Origin of the sequence: Streptomyces afghaniensis (assembly GCF_044327915.1) — a bacterium.
Classification (GTDB): Bacteria; Actinomycetota; Actinomycetes; order Streptomycetales; family Streptomycetaceae; genus Streptomyces; species Streptomyces afghaniensis.
The window spans coordinates 361,686-385,837 of the sequence record NZ_JBIRGJ010000011.1; the positions used below are offsets into that span (position 1 = coordinate 361,686).

Annotated in this window: 25 protein-coding genes; 10 read left to right on the forward strand and 15 right to left on the reverse strand. The window is 72.5% G+C overall.

Annotated elements, in window-relative coordinates; translation table 11 throughout:
• Window positions 1-38: 38 nt before the first annotated feature.
• The 5 genes from ACH4G3_RS38150 to ACH4G3_RS38170 form a co-directional block, all read right to left on the reverse strand.
• A complete protein-coding gene (locus ACH4G3_RS38150; RefSeq protein ID WP_397628775.1) occupies window positions 39-2,975 on the reverse strand; it encodes a helix-turn-helix transcriptional regulator in 2,937 nt (978 codons plus the stop codon).
• 92 nt (window positions 2,976-3,067) lie between these two features.
• Entirely contained in the window at window positions 3,068-3,421 is a 354-nt protein-coding gene (locus ACH4G3_RS38155) for a UBP-type zinc finger domain-containing protein (protein WP_397628776.1), read from the reverse strand.
• On the reverse strand, window positions 3,418-4,863 hold the full coding sequence (locus ACH4G3_RS38160; RefSeq protein ID WP_397628777.1) for an ATP-binding protein: 1,446 nt from the start codon (window positions 4,861-4,863) through the stop codon (window positions 3,418-3,420). Before ACH4G3_RS38160 ends, ACH4G3_RS38155 begins: the two co-directional genes overlap by 4 nt.
• Window positions 4,860-6,536 carry an NAD(P)/FAD-dependent oxidoreductase gene (locus ACH4G3_RS38165; RefSeq protein ID WP_397628778.1) on the reverse strand — a complete coding sequence of 559 codons (1,677 nt, stop codon included), beginning with the start codon at window positions 6,534-6,536 and terminating at the stop codon, window positions 4,860-4,862. Before ACH4G3_RS38165 ends, ACH4G3_RS38160 begins: the two co-directional genes overlap by 4 nt.
• 106 nt (window positions 6,537-6,642) lie before the next feature.
• A complete protein-coding gene (locus ACH4G3_RS38170; protein WP_397628779.1) occupies window positions 6,643-6,996 on the reverse strand; it encodes a VOC family protein in 354 nt (117 codons plus the stop codon).
• A gap of 61 nt (window positions 6,997-7,057) precedes the next feature.
• Here ACH4G3_RS38170 and ACH4G3_RS38175 point away from each other — a divergent pair, with 61 nt between their 5' ends.
• Complete coding sequence (locus tag ACH4G3_RS38175; RefSeq protein WP_397628780.1) at window positions 7,058-7,939, forward strand: universal stress protein; 882 nt, start codon at window positions 7,058-7,060, stop codon at window positions 7,937-7,939.
• A gap of 13 nt (window positions 7,940-7,952) precedes the next feature.
• Here the strand turns inward: ACH4G3_RS38175 and ACH4G3_RS38180 are convergent, their stop codons facing one another.
• From ACH4G3_RS38180 to ACH4G3_RS38190, 3 genes are all read right to left on the reverse strand, one after another.
• Entirely contained in the window at window positions 7,953-9,185 is a 1,233-nt protein-coding gene (locus ACH4G3_RS38180) for a DUF4032 domain-containing protein (protein ID WP_397628781.1), read from the reverse strand.
• Window positions 9,186-9,226: 41 nt separating this feature from the next.
• Window positions 9,227-9,973, reverse strand: a complete 747-nt coding sequence (locus ACH4G3_RS38185; protein ID WP_397628782.1) for an MBL fold metallo-hydrolase — start codon at window positions 9,971-9,973, stop codon at window positions 9,227-9,229.
• A gap of 116 nt (window positions 9,974-10,089) precedes the next feature.
• On the reverse strand, window positions 10,090-10,713 hold the full coding sequence (locus ACH4G3_RS38190) for an alpha-ketoglutarate-dependent dioxygenase AlkB family protein (RefSeq protein ID WP_397628783.1): 624 nt from the start codon (window positions 10,711-10,713) through the stop codon (window positions 10,090-10,092).
• Window positions 10,714-10,839: 126 nt separating this feature from the next.
• Between ACH4G3_RS38190 and ACH4G3_RS38195 the strand changes: the two genes are divergently transcribed.
• Both ACH4G3_RS38195 and ACH4G3_RS38200 read left to right on the forward strand, forming a co-directional pair.
• The gene (locus ACH4G3_RS38195; RefSeq protein WP_397628784.1) at window positions 10,840-11,478 is read left to right on the forward strand and encodes a TetR/AcrR family transcriptional regulator; all 639 of its coding nucleotides are present in this window, start codon (window positions 10,840-10,842) and stop codon (window positions 11,476-11,478) included.
• Window positions 11,479-11,495: 17 nt separating this feature from the next.
• Window positions 11,496-13,169, forward strand: coding sequence for an FAD-binding dehydrogenase (locus ACH4G3_RS38200; protein WP_397628785.1), 1,674 nt, complete (start codon window positions 11,496-11,498; stop codon window positions 13,167-13,169).
• Between the two features lie 23 nt (window positions 13,170-13,192).
• On the opposite strand, the gene ACH4G3_RS38205 is transcribed toward ACH4G3_RS38200, so the two are convergent.
• Entirely contained in the window at window positions 13,193-13,543 is a 351-nt protein-coding gene (locus ACH4G3_RS38205; protein ID WP_397628786.1) for a DUF488 domain-containing protein, read from the reverse strand.
• Between the two features lie 150 nt (window positions 13,544-13,693).
• Here ACH4G3_RS38205 and ACH4G3_RS38210 point away from each other — a divergent pair, with 150 nt between their 5' ends.
• Window positions 13,694-14,137: a DUF6098 family protein gene (locus tag ACH4G3_RS38210; protein WP_397628787.1), complete on the forward strand. Its 444-nt coding sequence runs from the start codon at window positions 13,694-13,696 to the stop codon at window positions 14,135-14,137.
• 27 nt (window positions 14,138-14,164) lie between these two features.
• Here ACH4G3_RS38210 and ACH4G3_RS38215 read toward each other — a convergent pair whose 3' ends face one another.
• On the reverse strand, window positions 14,165-14,416 hold the full coding sequence (locus tag ACH4G3_RS38215) for a WhiB family transcriptional regulator (protein WP_020282223.1): 252 nt from the start codon (window positions 14,414-14,416) through the stop codon (window positions 14,165-14,167).
• Between the two features lie 103 nt (window positions 14,417-14,519).
• Window positions 14,520-15,737, reverse strand: coding sequence for a saccharopine dehydrogenase family protein (locus ACH4G3_RS38220; RefSeq protein WP_397628788.1), 1,218 nt, complete (start codon window positions 15,735-15,737; stop codon window positions 14,520-14,522).
• 115 nt (window positions 15,738-15,852) lie between these two features.
• Between ACH4G3_RS38220 and ACH4G3_RS38225 the strand changes: the two genes are divergently transcribed.
• A complete protein-coding gene (locus tag ACH4G3_RS38225) occupies window positions 15,853-16,563 on the forward strand; it encodes a TetR/AcrR family transcriptional regulator (protein WP_397628789.1) in 711 nt (236 codons plus the stop codon).
• 4 nt (window positions 16,564-16,567) lie between these two features.
• On the opposite strand, the gene ACH4G3_RS38230 is transcribed toward ACH4G3_RS38225, so the two are convergent.
• Complete coding sequence (locus tag ACH4G3_RS38230) at window positions 16,568-17,467, reverse strand: LysR family transcriptional regulator ArgP (protein WP_397628825.1); 900 nt, start codon at window positions 17,465-17,467, stop codon at window positions 16,568-16,570.
• A gap of 69 nt (window positions 17,468-17,536) precedes the next feature.
• On the opposite strand from ACH4G3_RS38230, the gene ACH4G3_RS38235 reads away from it, so the two are divergent.
• Together ACH4G3_RS38235 and ACH4G3_RS38240 are read left to right on the forward strand one after the other, a co-directional pair.
• The gene (locus tag ACH4G3_RS38235; RefSeq protein ID WP_397628790.1) at window positions 17,537-18,154 is read left to right on the forward strand and encodes a LysE/ArgO family amino acid transporter; all 618 of its coding nucleotides are present in this window, start codon (window positions 17,537-17,539) and stop codon (window positions 18,152-18,154) included.
• Between the two features lie 83 nt (window positions 18,155-18,237).
• Entirely contained in the window at window positions 18,238-19,530 is a 1,293-nt protein-coding gene (locus ACH4G3_RS38240) for an MFS transporter (protein ID WP_397628791.1), read from the forward strand.
• A 4-nt stretch (window positions 19,531-19,534) separates the two neighbouring features.
• Here the strand turns inward: ACH4G3_RS38240 and ACH4G3_RS38245 are convergent, their stop codons facing one another.
• The 3 genes from ACH4G3_RS38245 to ACH4G3_RS38255 all read right to left on the reverse strand — a co-directional run bounded on the left by ACH4G3_RS38245 (window position 19,535) and on the right by ACH4G3_RS38255 (window position 22,021).
• Window positions 19,535-19,990 (reverse strand): cyclic nucleotide-binding domain-containing protein, encoded by a 456-nt coding sequence (locus ACH4G3_RS38245; protein WP_397628792.1) that lies wholly within the window; start codon window positions 19,988-19,990, stop codon window positions 19,535-19,537.
• A 261-nt stretch (window positions 19,991-20,251) separates the two neighbouring features.
• Window positions 20,252-21,730 carry an aminotransferase class I/II-fold pyridoxal phosphate-dependent enzyme gene (locus ACH4G3_RS38250; protein ID WP_397628793.1) on the reverse strand — a complete coding sequence of 493 codons (1,479 nt, stop codon included), beginning with the start codon at window positions 21,728-21,730 and terminating at the stop codon, window positions 20,252-20,254.
• Between the two features lie 69 nt (window positions 21,731-21,799).
• A complete protein-coding gene (locus ACH4G3_RS38255) occupies window positions 21,800-22,021 on the reverse strand; it encodes a hypothetical protein (protein WP_397628794.1) in 222 nt (73 codons plus the stop codon).
• Between the two features lie 304 nt (window positions 22,022-22,325).
• Between ACH4G3_RS38255 and ACH4G3_RS38260 the strand changes: the two genes are divergently transcribed.
• The 3 genes from ACH4G3_RS38260 to ACH4G3_RS38270 all read left to right on the forward strand — a co-directional run bounded on the left by ACH4G3_RS38260 (window position 22,326) and on the right by ACH4G3_RS38270 (window position 24,118).
• Window positions 22,326-22,760 (forward strand): ATP-binding protein, encoded by a 435-nt coding sequence (locus ACH4G3_RS38260; protein WP_397628795.1) that lies wholly within the window; start codon window positions 22,326-22,328, stop codon window positions 22,758-22,760.
• Window positions 22,761-22,967: 207 nt separating this feature from the next.
• Window positions 22,968-23,822: a SigB/SigF/SigG family RNA polymerase sigma factor gene (locus tag ACH4G3_RS38265; RefSeq protein WP_397628796.1), complete on the forward strand. Its 855-nt coding sequence runs from the start codon at window positions 22,968-22,970 to the stop codon at window positions 23,820-23,822.
• A gap of 29 nt (window positions 23,823-23,851) precedes the next feature.
• Window positions 23,852-24,118 (forward strand): DUF5133 domain-containing protein, encoded by a 267-nt coding sequence (locus tag ACH4G3_RS38270; protein WP_397628797.1) that lies wholly within the window; start codon window positions 23,852-23,854, stop codon window positions 24,116-24,118.
• Window positions 24,119-24,152: the final 34 nt, after the last annotated feature.

Sequence of the window (24,152 nt, forward strand, 5' to 3'; positions counted from 1 at the left end):
CGGGGATACGCAGCGGCCCGTACCGAAGGGCCGGCCGGTCAGCCGGACGCCGACGGCTCCGGCGTGATCAGACCCTCCCGGTAGGCGATCGCCACCGCCTCGCCGCGGCTCGACGCGCCCAGCTTGGCCAGGATGTTGGAGACGTGGACGCTCGCCGTCTTGCCGCTGATGAACAGCTCCTCGCCGATCTGCCGGTTGCTGCGGCCGAGCGCGAGCAGCCGCAGCACCTCCTGCTCGCGTGCGGTCAGCACACCGGCGCGCTCGTCGGCGTGCGGGGTCTCCGCCAGCCGGCCGCGCCGGACCAGGGCGTCCACCCGCTCCCGCAGCGGCGTGGCGCCCAGGCGATCGGCGGTCTCGCGGACCTCGCGGGCCTCGGCCGCCGCCTCTTCACGTCGCCCGGCCGACAGCAGGGCCTCGGCGTACCGCAGCCGGCAGCGCGCCTGCTCGTAGACGTCGCCGTAGCCGAACGCCGGCACCACCGCCGACCAGGCGGCGGCGTCCGGCCCCGAGACGGCCCGCAGCCACTCCGCCTCCGCACGGGCCAGCCACGCCTGCCCCTCGGGCCCCTGCGGGGTGCCGTTCTCGCCGCGGGCTGCCGTGGGCCGCGCCAGTTCCACCAGTTCGGCCGCGGTGTCCGTCCAGCGCCGGGCCCCGGCCGCGTCACCGGCCGACCGCAGCCCGGCGGCCTCGTCGGCCACCGCGGACAGTGCCAGGGCGGCGAGCCGGACCGTGACGTCCGGACGGTTTCCCGACTCGTCGGTGAGGGCCGCGATCGTGGACCGCGTCCACCGCACCGCGTCCTCGGGATCACGGCGCAGCGCCGCGGCGTCGGTGAGCACGATGCCCGCGACCAGGGTGGCCATCCAGTCGAAGGGCCCCTCCAACAGGGCACGCGCCCGGTCGGCGGCCGTCATGTCACCCCGGGCCAGGGCGACGTACAGCGCGGGACCCACTGTGTACCCGCCGGCGGCCGGCAGCACCTCGGCATCGGCCGCCGCCGCCCGCACACACTCGTCCCAACGGCCCAGCACCTGCAGCACCAGCAGCCGCAGGTACCGCATCTCCAGCGGATACGGGGACGACAGCAGCCCGGCGCGCCGCGCCCGGTCCAGGCCCTCCGTCAGCCAGGGCACGCACTCCGCCAGCGCACCCGACTCGTAGCAGCCCATGGCCAGGTTGAACAGGGCACGCAGCTCCACGGCCGCGTTGCCCGAACTCCGGGCCAGCTCCCGGGCCTTCAGCAGCCGCTCCCGGCCCTCGGGGCCGCGCCGCCCGTCTCCGTCGAAGACGGCCAGGGAGATCAGCAGGTCCGCCTGGGCGTCGGTCACCCGCAGCTCCTCGGCCACGCGCAGGGCCCGCCGGGCGACCCGCAGCGCGGTCTCGTTCTCCCCGACATGGCGTGCGGCCATGGCATGCGTCGACGCCGCCCACACCCACGTGAGCGACGGAGGATCCTCCGGGATCATCGCCAGGGCCTCGCTGCTGTAGGCGAACGCCGCCGTCAGGCTGTCCACGCTCAGCAGGTTCCCGGCGAGGGTGTAGCGGACCCGGGCGGCGAGTTCGGAGTCGGCGTCCTGGCCGAGCTCGGCCAGCGCGGACCGCGCGAGGGAGACCGCCCGGTGCACCTCCCCGGCGTGCGCGGCCGCCGCCGAGGCCCGCAACGTCAATGTCACCCGGTCGACGCCCACGCCCTTGGGCCGTGCCTCGGCACCCACCGCCGGCCACAGGTCGAGGGCCGCTTCCAGATGCCGGTGCTCCTCGGCCGGCGCGCCGACCCGCTGGGCGTGATCGGCGGCCTCAAGGGAGGCGGACAGCGCCTCGGCGAGGTCGTGGCTCTCCCGGTAGTGGTGGGCACGCTCGGCGGCGCTCTCCGCGGCCCGGCCCTGCGCGGCGAGCAGGCGGGCGAACGCTCCGTGCAGCCGCGCCCGCTCCCCGGGGAGCAGATCGGCGTAGACGGCCTCACGGGCGAGGGCGTGCCGGAAGGAGTACGTGTCGTCGCCCCCGGCGACGAGCAACTGCCGCCCCACCGCCTCCCGCAGCGCCGACTCCAGCTCCTCCTCGGGCAGCCCTACCGCCTGCCGCAGCAGCTCGTGCTCCACCCGGCGCCCGGCGACGGCCGCGGTCCGCAGCACCTGCTGCGCGGTGTCGGACAGCTGCTCGAAGCGGATCAGCAGCACCTCGGCCAGCCCGCTCGGCACTCCGCCGGACTCCGTGTCCGTGGCCGCGAGCAACTCCTCGGCGTAGAAGGCGTTCCCCTCGGCCCGCTCCACGATCCGGCGCACCGTGGCGTCCGCCAGTGGACGCCGTTCGAGGTGACGCACCAGCCGTGCCACGTCGGAATCGCCCAGCGGCCGCAGCTCCAGCCGCTCCACGGCAGGCAGCCGTACAAGCTCCGCCAGCAGCGGCCGCAGCGGGTGGCGCCGGTGCAGGTCGTCCGCCCGGTACGAGGCGAACACCGCCAGCCGGTGGCGCAGAACCCCCCGGGCGAGCAGAAACCGCAGCAGATCCCGCGACGACTGGTCGGCCCAGTGCAGATCCTCCAGCACGAGCAGCAGCGGCGCGGTGTCCGCCACCTCGGCCAGCAGCCCCGCCATCCCCTCGAACAGCCGCAACCGCCCGTCGACGTCCCGCGCGGAATCGGTCCCGGCCCCCAGCAGCCGCTCGACGACGGGGTGAGCGGCCAGGGCGGAAGCGAACCTCTCGTCGGCGGCGAGCACGCCCAGGATCTCGGTGAAGGGCAGATACGGCAGCCCGACGTCACCGAGATCCACGCAGTGCCCGGTGACCACGGTCATTCCGGCGTCAGCCGCCAGCCCGCCGACCTCGTCCAGCAGCCGTGTCTTACCGACCCCGGCGTCCCCGGCGACCAGCACGGCCCGCGCCTCACCCCCACGCGCACGCTCCAGCACCCCGGAGAGCCGCATGAGTTCGGCGTCCCGCCCGACAACTGGCGTGACCAATGAGCCCTGAGGCACGAACCCACCTTCTTTTTTCTTGGGGGCGCGGGGAACTGCGCGATCAACCACAGACAACCCGCAGCCGCCACGAAACGACGAGACCCGAGCTCCTAGGCCCGCAAAATCCTCGCCCAATCATCCGGCACCCGCCCCGCGGGCCCCGGCACCGGCTGATCCGCAGGATGACTCACCGGCCCGGCCAGCTCCGGCCCGGACTCGTACAACTCGTTCGTCGAGTAGTCCCAGTACCAGCCCTCACCCGGCTCGAAGCTCTGCACCAACGGATGCCCCGACTCCCTGAAATGAGCCGTCGCGTGCTGCGCGGGCGAACTGTCACAACACCCCACGTGCCCGCACTGCGCACACCGCCGCAGGTGGAACCACCACCCGCCGGCCGCCTCGCACTCCGCGCACCCGCTGCCGCTCGGCGGCACAGCCGGGTCGATCCCGTTCTCACCACTCATGCCGACTCCTCCTCGACCGCTGTCAGCGGAAGCAGCACCTGGAACCGTGTGTCCCCCGGCTCCGACTCCACCTGGATCGTCCCGTGATGTTTGTTGACCACGATCCGCCAGGAGATGTCGAGCCCCAGCCCGGTCCCCTCACCCACCGGCTTCGTCGTGAAGAACGGATCGAAGATCCGCCCCCGGTCCGCCGGCGGAATCCCGACGCCCGTGTCCCGGAACTCCACCAGCAGCCGGTCGTGGTCGCGGGCCGTCCGCACGGTCAGCGTCCCTTCCCCACCGGCGCTGTTCATCGCCGAGACCGCGTTGTCGACCAGGTTCGTCCACACCTGGTTGAGCTCCGCCGGGTACGCCGGGATCCTCGGCAGCGTCCGGTCGTACTCCTTGACGACCTTGATCTGCCGGCCGATCTTGCCCGACAGCATCAGCAGCGTGCTGTCGAGGAGTTCGTGCACATCGGCGTTTTGGAAGGGCGCCCGGTCGAGCTGGGAGTACTGCTTGGCCGCGTCGACGAGATGCGAGATGCGCGTGGTCGAGTCGTTGATCTCGTCCATCAGCAGCTCGGTCTCGACGGTGTAGCTGAGCCACCCGATCGCACTGGGCAGGATCTCCTCGTCCACCGCCGCCGCGACCTGGTCCAGCCAGTCCTCGTCGAGACCGGCCTGGACGAAGGCGGGCGCGATCCGCCAGCCGTCCGGGATGCCGTGGTCGTCGAGCCAGTCGGTGAGCGCGTCCTCCCGGTCGGAGGCCTCCAGCGGACTCAGCGTGGGGGCCTTCGCGACGCGTTCGGCGGTGCGTTCCTGGATGTCGATGAGGTTCGCCATGACCTCGGGGGAGTACGAGCCCTGTGCGATGATCGCCAGCTTGTGCCGCATCTTGCCCACCCGCTCCCGCAGGGTCGCGGTCGCCCGTACGGCCGCCGCCGCGGGGTTGTTGAGCTCGTGGGTGAGGCCGGCGGACAGCGAGCCGAGCGCCAGCAGCCGTTCGCGCTGCCCGATCGCCCGCTGGGTGTTCTTCGTACCGAAGAACAGCCCCTCCAGCAGGTGCACGGCCATCGGGAACCAGTCCTGCATGATGCCCGCGAACGTGTCGGCGGGCAGCACGAAGAACCGCGTCGGCTCGGTGACGCGCATGGAGTTGTTGTAGACCTGCGGCACCCGGTCGCCCAGATAGGCCTGCATGGACCCCGCGTACACCCCGCGCTGGGAGGTCCGGGTCACCTCCACGTCGTCGCCGCCGACCCGGCGGTACAGCACGACCGTGCCCTCCAGCAGCACGTAGAAGCAGGTGGCGGGGTCTCCCTCGGTGTAGACGGGACCGGGCTCGAACTTCTCCACCCGCCCCTCGCTGCACAGCCGCCCCAGCTGCTCGGGCGTGAGCTTCTCGAACAGGAACAGCGAGCCGATCTCCTGCGGGCTGCACGGCGCGGGCTGCCCGTTCACGACTGCTCCAGGTAACGGTGGACGAGCATCACGGCCATGGCTCCCTCTCCGACGGCGGACGCGACCCGCTTGGCCGACTCGGAGCGGGCGTCGCCCGCCACGAACACGCCGGGCACGTTGGTCTCCAGGTGGTACGGCGGCCGGTCCAGCTCCCAGCCCTCCGGCGGCCGGCCGTCGGCGGTCAGGTCGGGCCCGGCGAGGATGAACCCGCGCTCGTCCCGCAGTACCGTGCCGTCCAGCCAGTCTGTCCGCGGGGCCGCGCCGATGAACACGAACACCCACTGCGCGTCGACCTGTTCGGTCTCGCCGGTGTCCACGTCCCGCAGGGTCAGCCGCTCCAGCCGGCCGTCGCCGTGCGCTTCCTCGACGACCGTGCGGGCGCGCACCTGGATGTTGGGGGACTCCTCGATCTGCTGGATCAGGTAGTGCGACATCGACGCCGTCAGCGACTCGCCGCGCACCAGCAGCGTCACCGACTTGGCGCCCCGGGACAGGTACATCGCCGCCTGCCCCGCGGAGTTGGCGCCGCCGACGATGTACACGTCCTGTCCCTGGCAGGCGGGGGCCTCCGTCAGGGCGGACCCGTAGTAGACCCCGCATCCGGTCAGGTCGTCGCAGCCGGGCGCCGACAACTGCCGGTAGGACACGCCGGTCGCCAGGATCACACTGTGCGCGGCGACCGCCGAGCCGTCGGAGAACCGTACGATCCGGGCGGCGCCGTTGACCTCCAGCGCCGTCACCTCACGTGCGGTGAGGATCTCGGCGCCGAACTTGGCCGCCTGCCGCCGGGCCCGGTCGGTGAGCTGGGCGCCCGACACGCCGTCGGGGAAGCCGAGGTAGTTCTCGATCCGGGAGCTCTGACCCGCCTGCCCGCCGGTCGCCGACCGCTCCACCAGCACGGTCCGCAGCCCTTCGGAGGCGCCGTAGACGGCCGCGCCGAGTCCGGCCGGACCGCCGCCGATCACGACCAGGTCGTAGAAGTCCGCCGTCGGGGTCGTCGCCAGCCCTACCTGGGCCGCGAGGTCGACGGCCTCCGGCTCGATCAGCGGCGTCCCGTCCGGCGTGATCACCACCGGCAGCCGCATCCCGTCCGCACCGGCCGCGGCCAGCAGCCGCCGCCCCTCCGGCTCGTCGGAGGAGTACCAGCGGTACGGCACCTGGTTGCGGGCCAGGAACTCCCGCACGTCCGAGGAGCGCGCCGACCAGCGGTGCCCGACGACCTTCGTACTCGGCACGGGCCGGTGGTCGCTGGACCGCCACGCCCGGAGCAGATCGTCCAGGACCGGGTAGAGCTTCTCCTCGGGCGGGTCCCACGGCTTGAGCAGGTAGTGGTCGAGGTCGACGACGTTGATCGCGTCGATCGCCGCGTTCGTGTCCGCGTACGCCGTCAGCAGCACCCGCCGCGCACCCGGGTAGACGTCCAGGGCCTGTTCGAGGAACTCGATGCCGTTCATCTGCGGCATCCGGTAATCGGCCAGGATCACGGCTACGAGATCGCCGCGCAGCTTCAGCTCCCGCAGCGCGTCGAGCGCCGACTCGCCTGACTCCGCGCGCACGATCCGGTACGACGCGCCGTACCGCCGCCGCAGGTCCCGGGCCACGGCCCGGGAGACCCCCGGATCGTCGTCCACGGTCATGATGACGGTCCGCGCCGCATCCGCGGCCTGTGCCATACGTCCCCCACACCGGGCGGTCGACTCACGGCACGGCGCCCCGGGGCACCGCGCCGACCTCCGCCCATCGTATGTTCGATCGCCGCTGCGCGCTCCGATACGGAGATCAGCCCCGGCGGGCCCCCAGCACGCAGAACTCGTTGCCCTCGGGGTCGGCGAGCGTCACCCAGCTCTGCTCGCCCTGCCCGACATCGGCGTGCCGCGCGCCGAGCGCCAGCAGACGCGCCACCTCGGCCTCCTGGTCGTCGGGCCGGAAGTCGAGGTGCAGGCGGTTCTTGACGGTCTTGCTCTCCGGCACCGTCGTGAAGAGCAACCCCGGCAGCCGGTCCGGGGCGGGCCGGATCTCGAACTCGTCGGGTGCGTCGTTCACCACCGTCCAGCCCAGCGCCTCGGCCCACCAGCGGCCCAGGGCCTCGGGATCCGCCGAGTCCACCATCACCTGTTCCCACTCCAAGGTCATGCGGGAAGGGTAGTGAAGACTGATCAGTGTCGCAGTGACATTTTCACGAGGAGGCAGCCGGATGACACGCCCGATCACCGCAGGGCTCGACGGATCGCAGGAGAGCCTCGCGGCCCTCGCCTGGGCGGCCCGTGAGGCGGTCCGGCGCGACCGGCCGCTGCGGGTGGTGCACGCCTGGCGGTTCCAGCCGCACGAGGGGCTCGAAGCGGGGATCACCGGCGACGCGGACAGCCAGGCGGAGTGGGTGCGCGGCGCGGTGGCCGAGGCCGTCGGGACCGTCACCGAACGGCATCCGGACCTGGAGGTGACCACCGACGTCGTGGAGGGCTCGGTCGTCGACACCCTGGCCGCCGCCGCTGCCGGCGCCGAGCTGCTGGTGCTCGGCTCGCGCGGGCACGGGCCGATCGTCGGCTTCCTGCTCGGCTCGGTCGGCCAGCAGGTCATCGCCGAGGCCACCCGGCCCGTCGTGCTCGTCCGGGCCGGTGAGCAGCCCTCGGCCGAGGCCGCCGGGCGGGAGGTCGTCGTGGGCCAGCAGGGCGAGCCGGAGGACAGCGCCGACGCGCTGCGGTTCGCGTTCGAGACGGCGGCCGCGCGCGGGGCGACCGTCCGGGTCGTACGGGCCTGGACCCTGCCGCCCGTCTTCGCCTACAGCCCCGGCTCGCTGAAGCTCCTCGACGAGGCCGGGGGACTGGAGCCGTACGAGAAGAGGGCCCTGGCCGCCGCGGTGCGGCCGTGGCGGGAGCGTTTCCCCGACGTGCCGGTGGAGGAGCACGTGGAGATGGGCAGCGCCGGCCAGGTGCTGCTGTCGGTGGCCGGGACGGCCCAGCTGATGGTCGTGGGGCGGCGGGCCCACCGTACGGCCGCCGGCGCCCGCATCGGCTCGGTGGCGCACGGGGTGCTGCACCACGCGGACTGCCCGGTCGCCGTGGTCCCGCACGTGTGACGGCGGGTGCGGTTCATTCCGCCGTCGGCTGGAGCGTCTTGCGGGCCTTGGGGAGGATGTTCTCGATGTAGTCCTCGACCGCCGTGTCGATGCCGATGTCGTGCTGGGCCCGCTCGGACAGGTACCAGCGGTGTTCGAGGAGCTGGTGATAGATCTCCGCCGGGTCCATCGAACCGCGCAGTTCGGGCGGCACCGCCCGCACGGTCGGCCGGAACACCTCCCGCACCCAGCGGTGGGCCAGCACCTCCGGGCGGGCACCGAGGGGATCGCCAGGGGCATAGTCGTCCTGGGTCGCCATCCAGCTCTCCAGGTCGTTGAGCAGCCGCCGGGCCTGGTTCTCCTCGGTGTCCAGCCCGGTCAGGCGCAGCAGCTGGCGCTGGTGGTGGCCCGCGTCGACGACCTTGGGCACGAAGGTGACCGTGTCGCCGTTCGAGGCGTGCTCGATCTGCATCTCGGCCACGTCGAAGCCGAGTTCGTTCAGGCGGCGGATCCGGCGCTCGATGTAGTGGTGCTTGCCGGCCGGGTAGACGGAGGTGCGGGTCAGCTCGTCCCACAGGCCCCGGTAGCGGGCGCAGATCTCCATGCCGAACTCGACCGGGTCCACCGACGGGTGCAGCGCCCCGGACGCCTCCAGGTCCAGCAGCTCCCCGCTGATGTTGACGCGCGCGAGGTCCAGGTCGTACTCGCGCTGCCCCGAGCTGAGCTGCGGATGCAGGTCACCGGTCTCGGCGTCCACCAGGTACGCGGCGTAGGCGCCCGCGTCGCGCCGGAAGAGGGTGTTGGACAGCGAGCAGTCGCCCCAGGCGAAGCCGGCCAGGTGCAGCCGCACCAGGAGCACGGCGAGCGCGTCCATCAGCCGGTGCATGGTGGCCGGGCGCATGGTCGTCTCGAACATCGAGCGGTACGGCATCGAACCGCCCAGGTGCCGGGTGATCAGCACACTCTCCAGCGGCGCGCCGTCCGCGTCGGTGCGGCCGGTGACCACGGCCAGCGGGTCCACCGCCGGGATGCCGATCCGGTCCAGGTCGCGCAGCAGCCCGTACTCGCGCTGCGCGGGCCGCTCGGCGAGTTCCTTGACGGCGATCACCTCGTCGCCGGCCCGGGAGTAGCGCACCACGTGCCGGGAGATGCCGCGCGGCAGCGGCACGAGGTACTCCTCCGGCCACTCCTCCAGGGGCAGGTCCCACGGCAGTTCCAGCAGAAGCGCGGGATGCTCCGGGTTGGTCGCGCTGATCTGAAGTGCCATGCGCCGGGTGTCCTTGTCTCGCCGCTGATCGTCACCTCAGATTAGAGGGCGCGCTCCCGGGCCCGGTGGGCGGCGTCCCGCAACGGGCCGCGGTGCACCGGGCCGTGCCCGGGCAGCAGCAGGTCGCCCTCCAGCTCGGCGAGGACGTCCAGGGACGCCACGGCGCGCGGGCGCTCGTGGTGGAACATGTCCGGCAGCAGCTGCGGTCCCTCGACCCGCGAGGTGGCGTGTCCGCTGACCAGGGCGTCGCCGGAGATCAGCACACCGGTGCCGGGCACGTGGTAGGCGCAGTGCCCGTCGGTGTGGCCCGGCGTGTGCACCGGCACGGGCCGCCCGGGCAGGTCCAGGGGGCCCGCCGCCGGGAAGGCCTCCGGGGCCGTGACCGGGTTGTGCATCGTGCCGCCGGAGCGCAGCGCGTGCACGGCCCACGGCAGCACCCCGGGGCGCCAGCCGTTCCTCAGCACCGTCCCGAGGGACACCTGGTGCAGGAACTCCCGGCGCGCGTGCGGCACCTCGGCCTCGTGGAGGTAGACGGGCGTGCCGTACGTGGCGCGCAGGAACTCGGCGGAGCCAAGGTGGTCGTTGTGCGCATGCGTGATCAGCACGGCCGCGACCGCCCCCGGGGAGCTGCCCACCTCCGCGAGCGAGGCGAGGAGCCGCTCCCGGTCGCCGGGGTAGCCGGTGTCGACCAGCGTGACGGCGTCCCCCTCCGCGAGGATCACCCAGTTGGTGTTGGAGCCGTGCACCAGGTAGGTGCCGTCGGCGACTTGGTGTACGTCTGCCCGCATGATCGCCCCGCGTTGTGTGGTCCCGGTCCGACGGGAGAAGGAAAGCAGACCCCACGGCGGGCGGAATCGCCGGGTCCGTCTCAACGGGCCCGCCTGGCCGGATCGTTCGGGCGGGTTCAGCGCACGCCGTGCGGGCGGAACTGGATGCTGATGCGCGGCTCCGTCACGCGCGTGCTCTTGGGCACGCAGTGCTCCCAGGTGCGCTGGCACGAGCCGCCCATGACGATCAGGTCGCCGTGGCCCAGCGGCCGGCGTACGGTGTCGCGACCGCCCCGCATGGGGCGCAGCAGAAGGTCCCGGGGCGCTCCCACCGACAGGATCGCGACCATCGTGTCCTCGCGCGCCCCGCGCCCGATCCGGTCGCCGTGCCAGGCCACGCTGTCCCGGCCGTCGCGGTAGTAGCACAGGCCGGCGGTGGTGAACGGCTCGCCCAGTTCCCCGCCGTAGTGGGCGCTCAGCGCGTCGCGCGCCTCGGCCAGGACAGGGTGCGGCAGCGGGTCCCCGGCGCCGTAGAACGCGAGCAGCCGGGGGACGTCGACGACGTGGTCGTACATCGTGCGCCGCTCGGCCCGCCACGGCACCTCGGCGGCCAGCTGTTCGAACAGCGCGTCGGCACCGCTGAGCCACCCGGGCAGGACGTCGAGCCAGGCGCCGAAACCGAGGTGGGTACGGCTGATCCCGTCGAGAGGACCGAGCCGCAGCTCGTCGGTCTGGTCGAAGAGGGAGCCCTGGAGGTGCATGGGCCCAGCGTAACCCGTAATCGAAAACTTGTTCCATAGAATACTTCGCTACCCCGCTACTTCGCGGGCCGATCTTTCGATACATCGGTGTATCGAATACAGTCCTGTATCGAAAGGGGGCGGGGCATGGCCGTGGAGGGAACGACCGGGCGGGTGACCAGGCGCCGTGTCCTCACCCGCGCCAATCTCCTGGACGCGGCGTTCTCCGTGTTCGCGGCCAAGGGCTTCGGGCACGTCTCCATCGAGGAGGTCTGTGAGGCCGCCGGTTACAGCAGGGGCGCCTTCTACTCCAACTTCTCCAGCCTCGACGAGCTGTTCTTCGCCCTCTACCAGGAGCGGGCCGACCTGATCGCGGAGCAGGTGTCCGGGGCGCTCGCCCTCGACGGCCCCGGCCTCGACGTGCCGGCCGCCGTGGACCGCGTCACCGACGTCCTGCTCCTCGACCGGGACTGGCTCCTCGTGAAGACGGACTTCCTGGTGCACGCGGCCCGCGACCCGGACGTCGCGCGGAGCCTGCTGGAGCACCGCGCGCGGCTGCGGCAGGCGATCGCCGACCGGCTCGCCCGCGCCCGCGGGCACACCGCACTGCCCGCCGTGCTGGGCGACACGGACGGCGCCGCCCACGCCGTCGTCGCGGCCTACGACGGCGTCACCACACAACTGCTGCTGGACCGGGACGTCGAACACGCCCGCGCCTGGCTGAAGCAACTGCTCACGGCCCTGCTGACCGACGGCAGCGGCACCCCCGACCACACGCGGAACTGAAGAAGGGAACGGTCGCCATGGATGCCGACGTCATCGTCGTCGGAGCGGGCCTCGCCGGCCTGGTCGCGGCACACGAACTGACCAGCAGGGGCAGGAGGGTCGCCCTCGTCGACCAGGAGAACGCCGCCAACCTCGGCGGCCAGGCCTTCTGGTCCTTCGGCGGGCTGTTCCTCGTCGACTCGCCGGAGCAGCGGCGCCTGGGCATCAAGGACTCCTTCGACCTCGCCTGGAGCGACTGGCGGGGCAGTGCGGGCTTCGACCGGCTGGACGACGAGGACTCCTGGGCCGTGCGCTGGGCGCGCGCCTACGTCGAGTTCGCCGCGGGGGAGAAGCGGTCCTGGCTGCAGGGGCACGGCATCACCTTCCTGCCCACCGTCGGCTGGGCCGAGCGCGGCGACCTCACGGCCCACGGCCACGGCAACACCGTGCCCCGCTTCCACATCGCCTGGGGCACGGGCACCGGTGTGGTGGAACCCTTCGTCCGCTACGCCAAGCAGGCCGCCCGCGACGGACTGCTCACCTTCCACCACCGCCACCGCGTCGACGAACTGGTCGTAGCGGACGGCAGTGCCCGCGGCGTGCGCGGCACGGTGCTGGCCGAGGACCGCTCACCCCGGGGCGTCGCCTCCAGCCGCGACGCCATCGGCGAGTTCGAACTCACCGCCCAGGCCGTCGTCGTCACCAGCGGCGGCATCGGCGCCAACCACGACATCGTCCGCCGCTACTGGCCCGAGCGCCTCGGCACACCGCCACGGGAGATGGTCACCGGCGTACCGGCCTACGTCGACGGACGGATGCTCGACATCAGCGCCGAGGCGGGCGTACGGCTGGTCAACCGGGACCGCATGTGGCACTACACCGAGGGTCTGCAGAACTGGGACCCGATCTGGCCCGGCCACGGCATCCGCATCCTGCCCGGCCCGTCCTCGATGTGGTTCGACGCCCTCGGCCGCCGCCTGCCCGGGCCGTACCTGCCCGGCTACGACACCCTCGGCACCCTGAAGCACCTGCGGACCACCGAGGACATAGCCGGGTACGACCACTCCTGGTTCATCCTCACGCAGAAGATCATCGAGAAGGAGTTCGCGCTGTCGGGTTCCGAGCAGAACCCCGACATCACCGCCAAGGACCGCGCCGGGTTCCTGAAGGAGCGCATCCTCGGCAAGGGCGCGCCCGGACCGGTCGACGCGTTCCTGCGCAAGGGCGCCGACTTCGTGACCGCGCCTGGTGTCGAACAGCTCGTCGAGAAGATGAACGAGCTCACCGACAAGCCGCTGCTCGACGCGGCTGAGATACGCCGCCAGATCGAGGCCCGCGACCTCCAGATCGCCAACCCCTACGCCAAGGACGCCCAGGTGCAGGGCATCCGCAACGCCCGCCGCTACATCGGCGACCGCCTCGGCAGGGTCGCCACCCCGCACCGCATCCTCGACCCGGCGGCCGGCCCCCTCATCGGCGTCAAGCTGCACATCCTCACCCGCAAGACGCTCGGCGGCATCCAGACCGACCTCGACTCGCGCGCCCTCGGAACCGACGGCAAGCCGGTGGAGGGGCTGTACGCGGCCGGTGAGGTCGCCGGATTCGGCGGCGGTGGTGTCCACGGCTACAACGCGCTGGAGGGCACCTTCCTCGGCGGCTGCCTCTTCTCGGGCCGCGCGGCGGGCCGGGCGGCGGCGAAGCAGACCGCCTGACCTCGCCCGGACGGCCCGCCTCCTCAAGCCTGCACGAGGCGGGCCAGCACCGTGGCGTGGCTCTGTTCCGGCGTCGTCGACGCGGTCAGCAGCGTCACGTCGCCCTCGCGTGCCAGGTCACGGACGTGGTCGAGGAGCTCGGCCGCCTCGCCGGCGGCGAGCTCCGCCTCGTACCGCCCGGCGAACTCCTCGTACGAGCCCTCGCCGGCGTGGTACCAGCGGCGCAGTTCCGTCGACGGGGTGATCGCCTTGGGCCACTCGTCCACCCGGGCCGCGTCCTTCGCCAGTCCCCGCGGCCACAGCCGGTCGACCAGGACGCGCACCCCGTCCTCCGGGTCGGGCGGATCGTAGACGCGGCGGACGCGGACGCTCATGGTCGGTCCCTTCTGCTGCTGCGGCGGACGGGTGTGCCGCGAGCGTAACCCTGACCGGGGGCCTCCGCCCGGCCGCGTCGAAGGGCCGATTCCGCTCGCGCCGAGCGGGTACTCCGTCCGCCTGACGGCGTCGAGGGAGGAGGTCACGACATGAGTGGATCGGACGACCTGCCGGTCGTGCGCACACTCGCCGAGCTCGCCGAACTGGTCGAACGGCACCAGGGCCTGTACGTCCGCTGGTCGCGCGGCCCCGCGACCGATCTCCGCGACCTGTCCAGCACCGACGATCTGACGGGCGTGTCCATGCCGGGCCTGTCCGCCAACCCGCTCGACGTCGAGGACTGGTGGCAGGACCGGCCCGTCCGGGTGTGGGTGGCCCGCCGCCTGCACGACTACGCCCATCTGCCGCACGAGAAGGGGCCCGGTGTGCGGGCCTGGGTGCTCGCGGGCAAGGAGACCTCTCGCGGCCCCGACAACGAACCGCTGGTCACCGACGCCCGGCCGATGTGCTGGATCGACCAGCAGGTGATCGACGAGGCGAAGGCGGAGGTGTCCCGGCAGGAGAACCCCTGGGGGCCGCTGCGCCGCAGCTGAATCCCCAGGGGCGGCGGTGGGACGGCGTCAGCCGGAGCGGCGTCGGGCCGCCGCGCGCCGCTTCAGCGCCCGGCGTTCGGTCTCGCTGGTCCCGCCCCACACACCGATGGACTGCCCCGTGTCCAGCGCCCACTGCAGGCACGGCTCCTGGACGGGGCAGCGCCGGCACACCGCCTTGGCCTGCTCGGTCTGCATCAGGGCCGGGCCGGAGGTGCCGATCGGGAAGAAGAGCTCGGGGTCCTCGTGCCGGCAGGCAGCGTGGTCTCGCCAGTTGTCCATCGAAAGTCACCTGCGATCGCAGTAGAAACGTGCCCGTTCGGATGATTGCTCCTTTTCGGGTCACCTGTCGACGCCCGGTGAAACAGCGCCGCCCCGGAACCGCTCACTGCTCGCGCAGGCCCCAGGGCGAGCCGTAGGCCGTCAGCAGGTCCAGGAACGGGCGGGCCGGGAAGGCCTCCGGGCCGAGCACACCCGCGCCGGACCAGGCGCCCGAGGCGAGGAGTTCGAGCGCGACGACCGGGTTGACGGCGGTCTGCCACACCACCGCCTGGGAGCCGTACTCCGCCATGGACCACTGGTTGTCGACCACGTGGTACAGGTACACCTCGCGCGGCCTCCCGTCCCGCACGCCGCGCACCCAGGTGCCCGCACACGTCTTGCCGTGCATCCGCTCGCCGAGCGTCGCCGGGTCGGGCAGGCAGGCGGCGACCACGTCCCGGGGCGAGACCGCCACCGGACCGTCCGGCCCCGGCACGGTCACCGGCTCGGTGCGGTCCAGGCCCAGCAGGTGCAGCGTCTTCAGCGTCTCGACGAACTCGCGGCCCAGTCCGTACTTGAAGGTGACGCGGCGCGCGTCGATCCAGCGCGGGACGAGCAGCACCTCCTCGTGCTCCACGTTCACGCACTCGACTTCCCCGATGCCCTCGGGGAAGTCGAATACCTCGGGCTCGCTGAAGGGTTCCGTGGTGAACCAGCCCCGGCCGGCCTCGTAGACGACCGGCGGGTTGAGGCACTCCTCGATGGTGGTCCAGATGCTGAACGAGGGCGCGAAGCCGTAACCGTCGACGGTCAGGTTCGCGCCGTCGCGGATGCCGATCTCCGCGATCTCGTCGAAGAGTTCGTCGGCGGCGTACCGCGCGAAGACATCCGACAGGCCCGGCTCCACGCCCATCCCGACGAGGGCCAGCACGCCCTCCTTCTCCCAGTCGGCCGCCTGCGCGAACTGCTCGTCGCCGAGCTTGACCCCGCACTCCTCGTACGGCCGCTCGGTGTGCGGCCGGGACAGTGACATCGCCATGTCGACATACGTGGCGCCCGCGGCGCGGGCCGCGCGGAACAGCGGCATCACGAAGCGTGGATCGGTGGCGTTGAGCAGGACGTCGCAGCGGTGCCGCGCCAGCAGGCGGGCCACCGCCGGCTCGTCGCCCGCGTCCACCTGTGCGGCGGTGAACCGCGCGTCACCGCCGAGCGCGGCGACCGCCGCCTCGGACCGGCCGGGGTCGTGGTCGGCCACCACCATCGCGTCGAAGAACGGTCGGCGGGCCGCGATCCGGGTGATCGCGCCGCCCACGCCTCCGGCACCCACGAGCAGTACACGCATGACAGAAACTCCCCTTTTGCGAAGAACGTGGCGCGCCCTCGGAGGAGATACAACGGCGCCCCGTGCCTTAAGGTCAATGGCGTTGGCATAAGGACCGGTGGAGGGAGACCCCGTCGTGCCGAAGCCCGTGGTGCCCGAGGAGAGACGCCGCCGGCGCAGGCCCACCAAGAGCGGCACCGTGCTGTCCGAACGGCTGATCGTCGAGACGGCGCTGCGCATGCTGCGCGAACACGGCAGCGCGGGGCTGACCGCCCGCAGGCTCGGTCTGGCCCTGGACGCCGACCCGAGCACGCTCTACCGGTACTTCCGGGGCATGGACGACCTGACGCTCGCCATCGGCGACGCGCTGATCGGTCAGGCGCTCGGCGGCTGGGCGCCGACGGGGGATTGGCGGGCGGACCTGCGGGCCGTCGGACTGCGCATCCACGCCGCGTACCTGGAGCATCCGCAGGCGGCGGTGCTCACCGCGAGCCGCGTCTCCGGCCGCGCCCATGAACTCGCGGCCGACGAGGCCGTCCTGGACATCCTGCGCACCGCGGGCTTCCCGGTGCCCGACGCGGTGCGCGTCTACCACGCGTTCGTCGACACGACACTGGCCTTCGCCGCGCTGGACGCCGCCTCGCTGGCCCTGCCCAGGGCCTCGCTGCGGGCGGACGAGGAGATGTGGCGCTCGACCTATGCCCGTCTGCCCGCCACCACCCACCCCCGCATCGCGGAGGCGGCACCCCTGCTCGCCACCCGCATGCTCACCAGCGCCTATCCGACGGCCCTGGACATGTTGCTGGACAGCGCGGCGGCCCAACTGGACGGCGTCCCGGGGGAGTAGGGCGTCACGCCCGCAGTGCCTCCCCGGCGGTGGCCGTCACCGTCTCGGCCACCTGCGCCAGCGCGGGCGAGTCGAGCTTCCACTGCTGCCAGTACAACGGCACGTCCACCGGCCGCTCCGGGGCCAGCCCGACCAGCCGCCCGGTGCGCAGCAGCGGGTCCGCCTGGGCCTCGGGCACCAGACCCCAGCCCAGTCCGGCGGCGACGGCCTCGACGAAACCCTCCGAGGTCGGCACGTAGTGCCGCAGCGCGCTCGCGCTGCTCCGCCCCCGGGTGAGCCGGCGCACGAAGCCGTCCTGGAAGTCGTCACGCCGGTCGAACGCCACCACGGGCAGGTCGGGGAGCACTCGTTCCAGCGGCCCGCCGAGGTGGCGCGCGGCGAAGTCCGGCGCGGCCACGGGGAGGTAGCGCATCCGCCCCAGCGACCGGACGGAGCAGCCCGGCACGGGGTCCGGTGACGAGGTCACCGCGGCCATCACCACCCCCTCCCGCAGCAGCGCCGCCGTGTGGTCCTCGTCCTCGCGGCGCAGTTCGAAGTAGAGCCGCAGCTCCTCCGGCACCCGCATGAGCACCCGGAGGAACCAGGTGGCCAGCGAGTCCGCGTTCACCGCCACCGACACCCGGGTCGGTTCCCCGGCCCCGCTCAGCCCGAGCTCCGCGTAGGCGTCGCGTTCCAGCCGCGCCACCTGCCGGGCCAGCCGCACCAGCACCTCGCCCGACTCCGTGGGCCGCACCGGCTTGGTCCGCAGCAGCAGCACCCGCCCCGTGCGCTGCTCCAGCGCTTTCACACGCTGACTGATCGCGGACGGCGTCACATGCAGTGCGGCCGCCGCCGCGTCGAACGTCCCCTCGTCCACGACCGCGAGCAGCGTCCGCACCTGGTCCAGCGGGAGATCGGTCATCATCACGTCAGCTAATGATACGTAAGAATCTTTAGCTGGACCCGGATCTGGCCCATCCGTAGCGTCGACGCCATGACCAGCACCTTCACCGCCGGCGCCGCGGGTTTCGGCACCGGACTGTCCCTCATCGTCGCCATCGGCGCCCAGAACGCCTTCGTCCTGCGTCAGGGGATCCGCCGTGACGCCGTCCTCGCCGTGGTCGGCATCTGCGCCCTGTCCGACGCCGCCCTCATAGCGCTCGGGGTCGGCGGGGTCGGCGCGGTGGTGGTGGCATGGCCGGGCGCGCTGAAGGCGGTCGGCTGGATCGGCGGCGCGTTCCTGCTGTGCTACGGAGCCCTGGCCGCCCGGCGGGTGTTCCGGCCGGACGGCGGCGCGCTGCAAACCGACGGCGAGGCGGCCGGATCGCGCCGCCGGGCCGTGCTCACCTGCCTCGCGATGACCTGGCTCAACCCGCACGTCTACCTCGACACCGTGTTCCTGCTCGGCTCCGTCGCCGCCGACCACGGGCCGCTGCGCTGGACGTTCGGCCTCGGCGCCGTGCTGGCCAGTCTGTGCTGGTTCGCCGCCCTCGGCTTCGGCGCCCGGATGCTCGGCCGTTTCCTCGCCAAGCCCGCCGCCTGGCGGGTCCTGGACGGCCTGGTCGCCGCCACCATGCTCGTGCTCGGTGCCGTGCTCATCGCCGGCAGCTGAGACCTCGGCTCTTCGGCGCCCGACGGCTGCTGCCATAGTGATCCCCGGCCCGGTAGGTGTAGCGAGCATCCAGGAAGCGGCGAGTGGACACGAGCGAGAGCACGGCAAAAGAGCGGGATCCGGCGCCGGAGTCCTCGCGGCGGCGTGGCTGGCGGCGCTGGGCCATGGACACCCGCCCCCTGCGCCGCCCCGCCTACCGTCGGCTGTGGGGCTCGACCATCGTCACGGCCGTCGGCAGCCAGCTCACCGCCGTCGCCGTGCCGAAGCAGATCTACGACATCACCGGCTCCTCGGCGTGGGTCGGCGCCGCGAGCATGGCCGGGCTGGTGCCGCTGATCGTGTTCGCGCTGTGGGGCGGGGCGATCGCCGACAGCATGGACCGGCGCAAGCTGCTGCTGATCACCAACAGCGGCATCGCCGTCACCTCGCTGCTGTTCTGGCTCCAGGCCTTCACCGGCCTGGAGTCGGTGGCCGCGCTCATGGTGCTGCTGGCGGTGCAGCAGGCCTTCTGGGGCCTGAACGCGCCGGCCCGCAACGCCTCCATAGCCCGGCTCGTCCCCGAGGACGAACTGCCGGCCGCGAACGCCCTCGGCTCGACCGTGATGCAGACCGGCCAGGTGGCGGGCCCGCTGCTGGCCGGGGCCCTCATCCCCGTCATCGGACTGCCGGAGCTGTACCTCATCGACGCCGTCGCCCTGTGCGTGACGGTGTGGGCGGTGTACCGGCTGCCGTCGCTGCCGCCCCTGGCCGGCACGGCCGTGCGCCGCGCGGGCGTGAAGGAGATCGCCGCCGGCTTCCGCTACATCTCCGGGCACACCGTGCTGCTGCTGTCGTTCCTCGCCGACATCATCGCCATGGTCCTCGGCATGCCCCGGGCCCTGTTCCCGCAGCTCGCCGCGCAGACCTACGCGCCGTACGGCGAAGGCCTCGCGCTGGGCCTGCTGTTCGCGGCCATTCCCATCGGCGCCGTGCTCGGCGGGCTCTTCTCCGGCACCTTCTCCCGGGCCCGGCGGCACGGCTGGATGGTCATCGGGGCGGTTGTCGTCTGGGGCGTGGCCATCACGGGCTTCGGGCTCAGCAGCAGTCTGTGGGTGGGGGTGGCGTTCCTGGCCGTGGCCGGGGTGGCCGACATGGTGTCGATGGTCTTCCGCGGGGCGATCCTGCTGTCCGCCGCGACCGACGAGATGCGCGGGCGCATGCAGGGCGTCTTCACCGTCGTCGTGGCGGGCGGACCGCGCCTGGCCGACGTGCTGCACGGCACCGCGGGATCCGCCTTCGGCCCCCGGACCGCCGTCGCGGGCGGCGGGCTGCTGGTCGTCGCCGTGATGCTGGTCCTGGCCGCCGCCGTACCGGCGCTGCGGCGCTACCGCGTCTGACGCCTCACAGGGCGCCCCGCCGGTGCAGCGTGTACTGCTCCATCAGCTTGCCCCGGGTCATCTCCAGCCGGTGCGCGAGCACCTCGGCGACGTTGCGTACGAGCACCAGCCCGAGCTGCGGGTCCTCCTCGCACAGCCGCAGCACGGCCGCCGCGTCGAACTCGTAGGCCCGTACGGGACTGAACGCCACCGCGCCGAAGTCCCAGGTGAACGGCGGGAACAGCCAGGACCAGCCGAGCAGGTCGCCGGCGCCGAGGCTGGCCACGGTCGCCCGCTGGAGGGAGTTCACCTGCTGGTCCAGGGAGACCGCGCCGGAGCGGATGACCCAGAAGCGGTCGGCCGTGCCGCCCGCCTCGAAGATCCGGGTGTCCTCGGGGAAGGACACCTCCCGTGCGAGCGTCATCAGGCGCTGCCGCTGGGGCGGAGGCAGGGCGGTCAGGAGTTTGATCGCTTTGGTCATGACGCGGAGCTCCTCGCCGGGCGGTCGACTTCCGGTGCTTTCCCTACGCCCATTTCAGCCGCTGCCGGGGCCTCGGGCACCTCGGCGTGCCCAACTTTTCCGGGGCATGAAAGAGCCCTGGCTGGACGGGGGAGACCAGCCAGGGCCGTAAGCAGTGGTGTGGAGGACAGTGAGTCGACTCCGGCACCACGTATGTATGAACCGTAAACCATCCATGGGGCGTGCGGGCACTCGGGACCGGGTCCCGTGACCCGTTTCACTTCACTCCGCGTTCCCGGCGAGGACCCGGACCGTCTTCAGCTCCGGATCCGTGGGGTCGGGCAGGTGCATCCCCGCGGCCAGGCCGGTCCGCAGGTACGCCAGCACCGGCTCGGTGAGGCGCTCGCCGGGCAGCACGGCCGGAATGCCGGGGGGATACGGCGTGATCATCTCCGCCGCGACCCGTCCGGCCGCCCGCGCCACCGGCACGTCCTCGGCAGGGCCGAAGAACGCGTCCCGGGGCAGCACCGCCTGTTCCATCCGCAGCTCCGCCGGTGACGGCATCTCCACCCGCGGCGCCCGGGGCAGATCCCGTGCGGCCCGCGCGAGGTCCCGCAGCGCCTCCAGCAACTGCCCGGTCGTCTCCCGGTCGTCGCCGTGGGTGATCTGCGCGCCGATGCGGCGGTGGTCCACCAGATGCGCGTCGATCTGCCGGTGCTCGCGCAGCCAGTCCGCCGCCTGGAAGCCGGTGATCCCCAGCCCGGCGAGGTCGATGACGCCGGGCAGCGGGTCGAGGTCGTCGGACAGGCCCGGCCCGCAGAAGTCGTCGCGGTCGTTGACGTGCAGCCCGTCGATCTCCTCGATGGCGGACCGGACCTCGCACGCGAGCTCCAGCGCGCCGCCCATCAGCTCCGCGCCGTGCAGCGCCATCTGCCGGCGCCAGCCGTCCAGACCCGCGAAGATCAGCACCGACGGGCTGGTGGTGCCCAGCAGGTCCGCGCGCATCCCCAGCAGCGCCGGCGGGACCAGATCACCCTGGAGATGGAAGACCGAGCCCTGCTCCAGGCCGCTTCCCATCTTGTGGATGCTGGTCACGCAGATGTCCGCGCCCGCGTCCATCGCCCACGAGGGCAGGTCGGGGTGGAACGGCAGATGCGCGCCCCAGGCCTCGTCCACGATCAGCGGCCGCGAGCGCCGGTGGCACACCTCGGCGACCGCCCGCAGATCGGCGCAGCCGCCGTACGGCGTGGGGCTCGTGACCAGCGCACCGCGCGCGTCCGGGTGGGCGTCGAAGGCCCGTTCGAAGTCGTCGGCGGACGGGGGATGGGCCAGGTGCCGCTCGGCGTCCCACCGCGGCTCGACCCAGACGGGTTCGATACCGGAGATGATCAGCCCCGCCACCACCGACTTGTGGGCGTCACGCCCGATCAGCAGCTTCTCGTGCGGCCCGGCGACCGACAGCATCGCGGCCTTCACCGACAGGGAACTGCCGCAGGTGCTGAAGAACGTGTGCTCGGCGTGCACCGCGTCGGCCATCAGCTCCTGGGCGCGTTGCAGCACCCGCCCCCGGGTGAGCCGGTCGTCCAGACCGCCCGAGGCCAGCACATCGCCGTGGAAGACCGCGTCACCGAGAACCTCCCGGACCGCCGGGTCGGCGCCGCGGGCCTGCTTGTGCCCGGGCGGGGTGAAGGAAAGGTGCCCCTTGCGGCGGTACTCGTCCAGGGCTTCCAGGACCGGTGCTCTGGTGTGGTCGGCTGTCATGCGCACCGGGTTCCCGGCCCGTGCGCTCACAATCCGCCCGTGCCCGTCAGCGGGCGTTGGACGTCCAGGTCAGCCCTCCGCGGTGTGTTTGCCCGGAGTCAGGATCTCGTCCAGCACCCTCAGCACCGCCTCGTAGGACATCTGCCGCACGGTCGCGTCGCGGGCCCCCTGCGGGTCGGTCGGGCCCAGTTCCTCGCTCCTGGTCCGCCATGCCCGCTCCTCGTGCACCGCGCAGGCCCTCGCGCGCTGGATGCGCCGCAGCAGTTCGTCGGAATCCACCACATCGGTCATGCACCCCGCGTACCCCGGCGACGCGTGGTGATGGCAACGATTCACGGCCGTGCCGGATCTCCCAGGGGTCTTTTCGGGTCCTTTTTGCGGCAGTGGTGCGGACCGAGGTTTGCAGGTGCGGGGAGAGGTCAGCCGAACTAAGGAGACCCGCGGCACTCGCGCGATGCGCCCCGAAACCGCGGGCGGTGGAAGGAAACACCGAACAGCGGGTCCGTGAACCCGAGGGTGTGCCCGGGCGGGCGGCCACGTACGGAAATCCGGACCCCGGACCCGGGTCATGTCCGACCGAGCAGGGAGCTGAAGGATGTGCGAGGAGCACATGATCGAATCAGTATTCGAGCCGCCCGGTGCGCACCGGGGCCGGCCGTGCAAACCCGCCGAGGCACGCCGGGCAGTGGAGCGCGCCGTGGCCGAACGCTGCCGCACGACCCATACCGCGTGTGACGCGGACGCCCTGTCCGACGCGCTGCTCGTCGCCTCGGAGCTGACGACCAACGCGATCCTGCACGGCGGCGGAGTCACCGACTTCCAGGTCGACGTCGACGGGCCCGGTGTGCGGCTCTCGGTGAGCGACCGCAGCGACGAACTGCCGGTGACCGCGCCGCCCGCCGATCCGCACGGACGGCTGCGGCACGGCGGCCACGGCTGGCCCATCGTCTGCCGGCTCTCCCGTGACGTCCGCGTGTCCGACCTGCCCGCCGGCGGCAAGTGCATCACCGCCGTCGTCCCCCTGGCCTGAACGCCCACGGATCGGTTCACTCCAGATTGCACAGCAAAGTGGAGTTTGTTCCACCGGCGTCAGGGCAGACGCAATCTCGTGCTTCGGACCGGAGGCGCGCCAGCGGGAGCGGTGTGTACGACTGCCCCGGAGGCCCTCCAGGCGATCCGGGCGGCCACCCTCCCGCGGTAAGTCCCTGAAAGCATCGTTGTTCAGGAGCGAATCCGCATGCTCATCGATACGCCCACCAACCGTCCCGGCACGCCCGAATCGACGACCACGGCCACCCGGCGGCGGCACGACGACGCTCCGGACACCGCGGCCCTCTTCGCCCGCCTCGCGGAGCTGGAGGAAGGGCCCGAGCGGGAGGCCGTCCGCGACGAACTCGTCACGCTGTGGCTGCCCATGGCCCACCGCATCGCCGGCCGCTTCCGCGACCGCGGAGAGTCGATCGAGGACCTCCGGCAGGTGGCCGCCCTCGGGCTCGTCAAGGCCATCGACCGGTTCGACCCGAGCCGGGGAGCCTTCGAGAGCTACGCCGTGCCCACCATCACCGGAGAGGTCAAGCGGCACTTCCGGGACCGCATGTGGGCCCTGCGGGTCCCCCGCCGCGTGCAGGAACTGCGCAACAAGGTGCGGGTGGCACGCCGTGAACTCACCCAGAACCCGGGCAGCCCCGAGCCGTCCGTGGCGGACATCGCCGCCCACACCGGCCTGACCGAGGAAGAGGTCAGCGCCGGGCTCGAGGCGCTGGAGAGCTTCAGCACCCTGTCGCTGGACGCCGAACTCTCGGCCGACGACGACGGCTACAGTCTCGCGGACACCCTCGGCGCGGCGGACTCGTCCTACGACGTCGTCGTCGACCGCGAATCAGCCAAGGAAGGCCTGCGCCGTCTGCCGGAACGCGAGCGGGCCATCCTCTACATGCGGTTCTTCGAGGACATGACACAGAGCCGCATCGCCGACCACCTGGGCATCTCCCAGATGCACGTCTCCCGCCTCATCAGCCGCAGCTGCGCCCGGGTGCGCGACGAGGTCCTGGGGCAGCGGACGGGCAACCGCGGCACCTCCACGACGGCCTGACCACCCGAACCCCGAGGAGCTCATCGACCATGCTGAGGCCCCACCCCACCGTGCTGCGCCGCCTCGTCGACGAGTACGAGGCACTGTCGGCCGCCGTGAGAGCGAGCGACCCGGCCGACGCGAGCGCGCGAGCACGCGACCTTGCGTACACGTTGTGTGTGTCCACCGGCACCCGGGACGTCGAGCGTGCCCTGGAGGTCGCTCACCAGTGGCTCGCGGCCGCACCCGCACCGGCCCGCGAGTTCGCCCCGCCCACCGTCACCGGGCAGCGCACGCCGGCCCCGGAGCCCGCGTGATGTGAGTGTGCGTGTGAAGCGAGTGTGCGCGTGA

What these genes read in the sequence shown, in the direction of transcription:
- ACH4G3_RS38155 (WP_397628776.1), bottom strand. Translation starts at nt 3,421, where the DNA reads ATGAGTGGTGAGAACGGGATCGACCCGGCTGTGCCGCCGAGCGGCAGC.
- ACH4G3_RS38165 (WP_397628778.1), bottom strand. Translation starts at nt 6,536, where the DNA reads ATGGCACAGGCCGCGGATGCGGCGCGGACCGTCATCATGACCGTGGAC.
- ACH4G3_RS38170 (WP_397628779.1), bottom strand. Translation starts at nt 6,996, where the DNA reads ATGACCTTGGAGTGGGAACAGGTGATGGTGGACTCGGCGGATCCCGAG.
- ACH4G3_RS38175 (WP_397628780.1), top strand. Translation starts at nt 7,058, where the DNA reads ATGACACGCCCGATCACCGCAGGGCTCGACGGATCGCAGGAGAGCCTC.
- ACH4G3_RS38180 (WP_397628781.1), bottom strand. Translation starts at nt 9,185, where the DNA reads ATGGCACTTCAGATCAGCGCGACCAACCCGGAGCATCCCGCGCTTCTG.
- ACH4G3_RS38185 (WP_397628782.1), bottom strand. Translation starts at nt 9,973, where the DNA reads ATGCGGGCAGACGTACACCAAGTCGCCGACGGCACCTACCTGGTGCAC.
- ACH4G3_RS38190 (WP_397628783.1), bottom strand. Translation starts at nt 10,713, where the DNA reads ATGCACCTCCAGGGCTCCCTCTTCGACCAGACCGACGAGCTGCGGCTC.
- ACH4G3_RS38195 (WP_397628784.1), top strand. Translation starts at nt 10,840, where the DNA reads ATGGCCGTGGAGGGAACGACCGGGCGGGTGACCAGGCGCCGTGTCCTC.
- ACH4G3_RS38200 (WP_397628785.1), top strand. Translation starts at nt 11,496, where the DNA reads ATGGATGCCGACGTCATCGTCGTCGGAGCGGGCCTCGCCGGCCTGGTC.
- ACH4G3_RS38205 (WP_397628786.1), bottom strand. Translation starts at nt 13,543, where the DNA reads ATGAGCGTCCGCGTCCGCCGCGTCTACGATCCGCCCGACCCGGAGGAC.
- ACH4G3_RS38210 (WP_397628787.1), top strand. Translation starts at nt 13,694, where the DNA reads ATGAGTGGATCGGACGACCTGCCGGTCGTGCGCACACTCGCCGAGCTC.
- ACH4G3_RS38215 (WP_020282223.1), bottom strand. Translation starts at nt 14,416, where the DNA reads ATGGACAACTGGCGAGACCACGCTGCCTGCCGGCACGAGGACCCCGAG.
- ACH4G3_RS38220 (WP_397628788.1), bottom strand. Translation starts at nt 15,737, where the DNA reads ATGCGTGTACTGCTCGTGGGTGCCGGAGGCGTGGGCGGCGCGATCACC.
- ACH4G3_RS38230 (WP_397628825.1), bottom strand. Translation starts at nt 17,467, where the DNA reads ATGATGACCGATCTCCCGCTGGACCAGGTGCGGACGCTGCTCGCGGTC.
- ACH4G3_RS38235 (WP_397628790.1), top strand. Translation starts at nt 17,537, where the DNA reads ATGACCAGCACCTTCACCGCCGGCGCCGCGGGTTTCGGCACCGGACTG.
- ACH4G3_RS38245 (WP_397628792.1), bottom strand. Translation starts at nt 19,990, where the DNA reads ATGACCAAAGCGATCAAACTCCTGACCGCCCTGCCTCCGCCCCAGCGG.
- ACH4G3_RS38250 (WP_397628793.1), bottom strand. Translation starts at nt 21,730, where the DNA reads ATGACAGCCGACCACACCAGAGCACCGGTCCTGGAAGCCCTGGACGAG.
- ACH4G3_RS38255 (WP_397628794.1), bottom strand. Translation starts at nt 22,021, where the DNA reads ATGACCGATGTGGTGGATTCCGACGAACTGCTGCGGCGCATCCAGCGC.
- ACH4G3_RS38260 (WP_397628795.1), top strand. Translation starts at nt 22,326, where the DNA reads ATGTGCGAGGAGCACATGATCGAATCAGTATTCGAGCCGCCCGGTGCG.
- ACH4G3_RS38265 (WP_397628796.1), top strand. Translation starts at nt 22,968, where the DNA reads ATGCTCATCGATACGCCCACCAACCGTCCCGGCACGCCCGAATCGACG.
- ACH4G3_RS38270 (WP_397628797.1), top strand. Translation starts at nt 23,852, where the DNA reads ATGCTGAGGCCCCACCCCACCGTGCTGCGCCGCCTCGTCGACGAGTAC.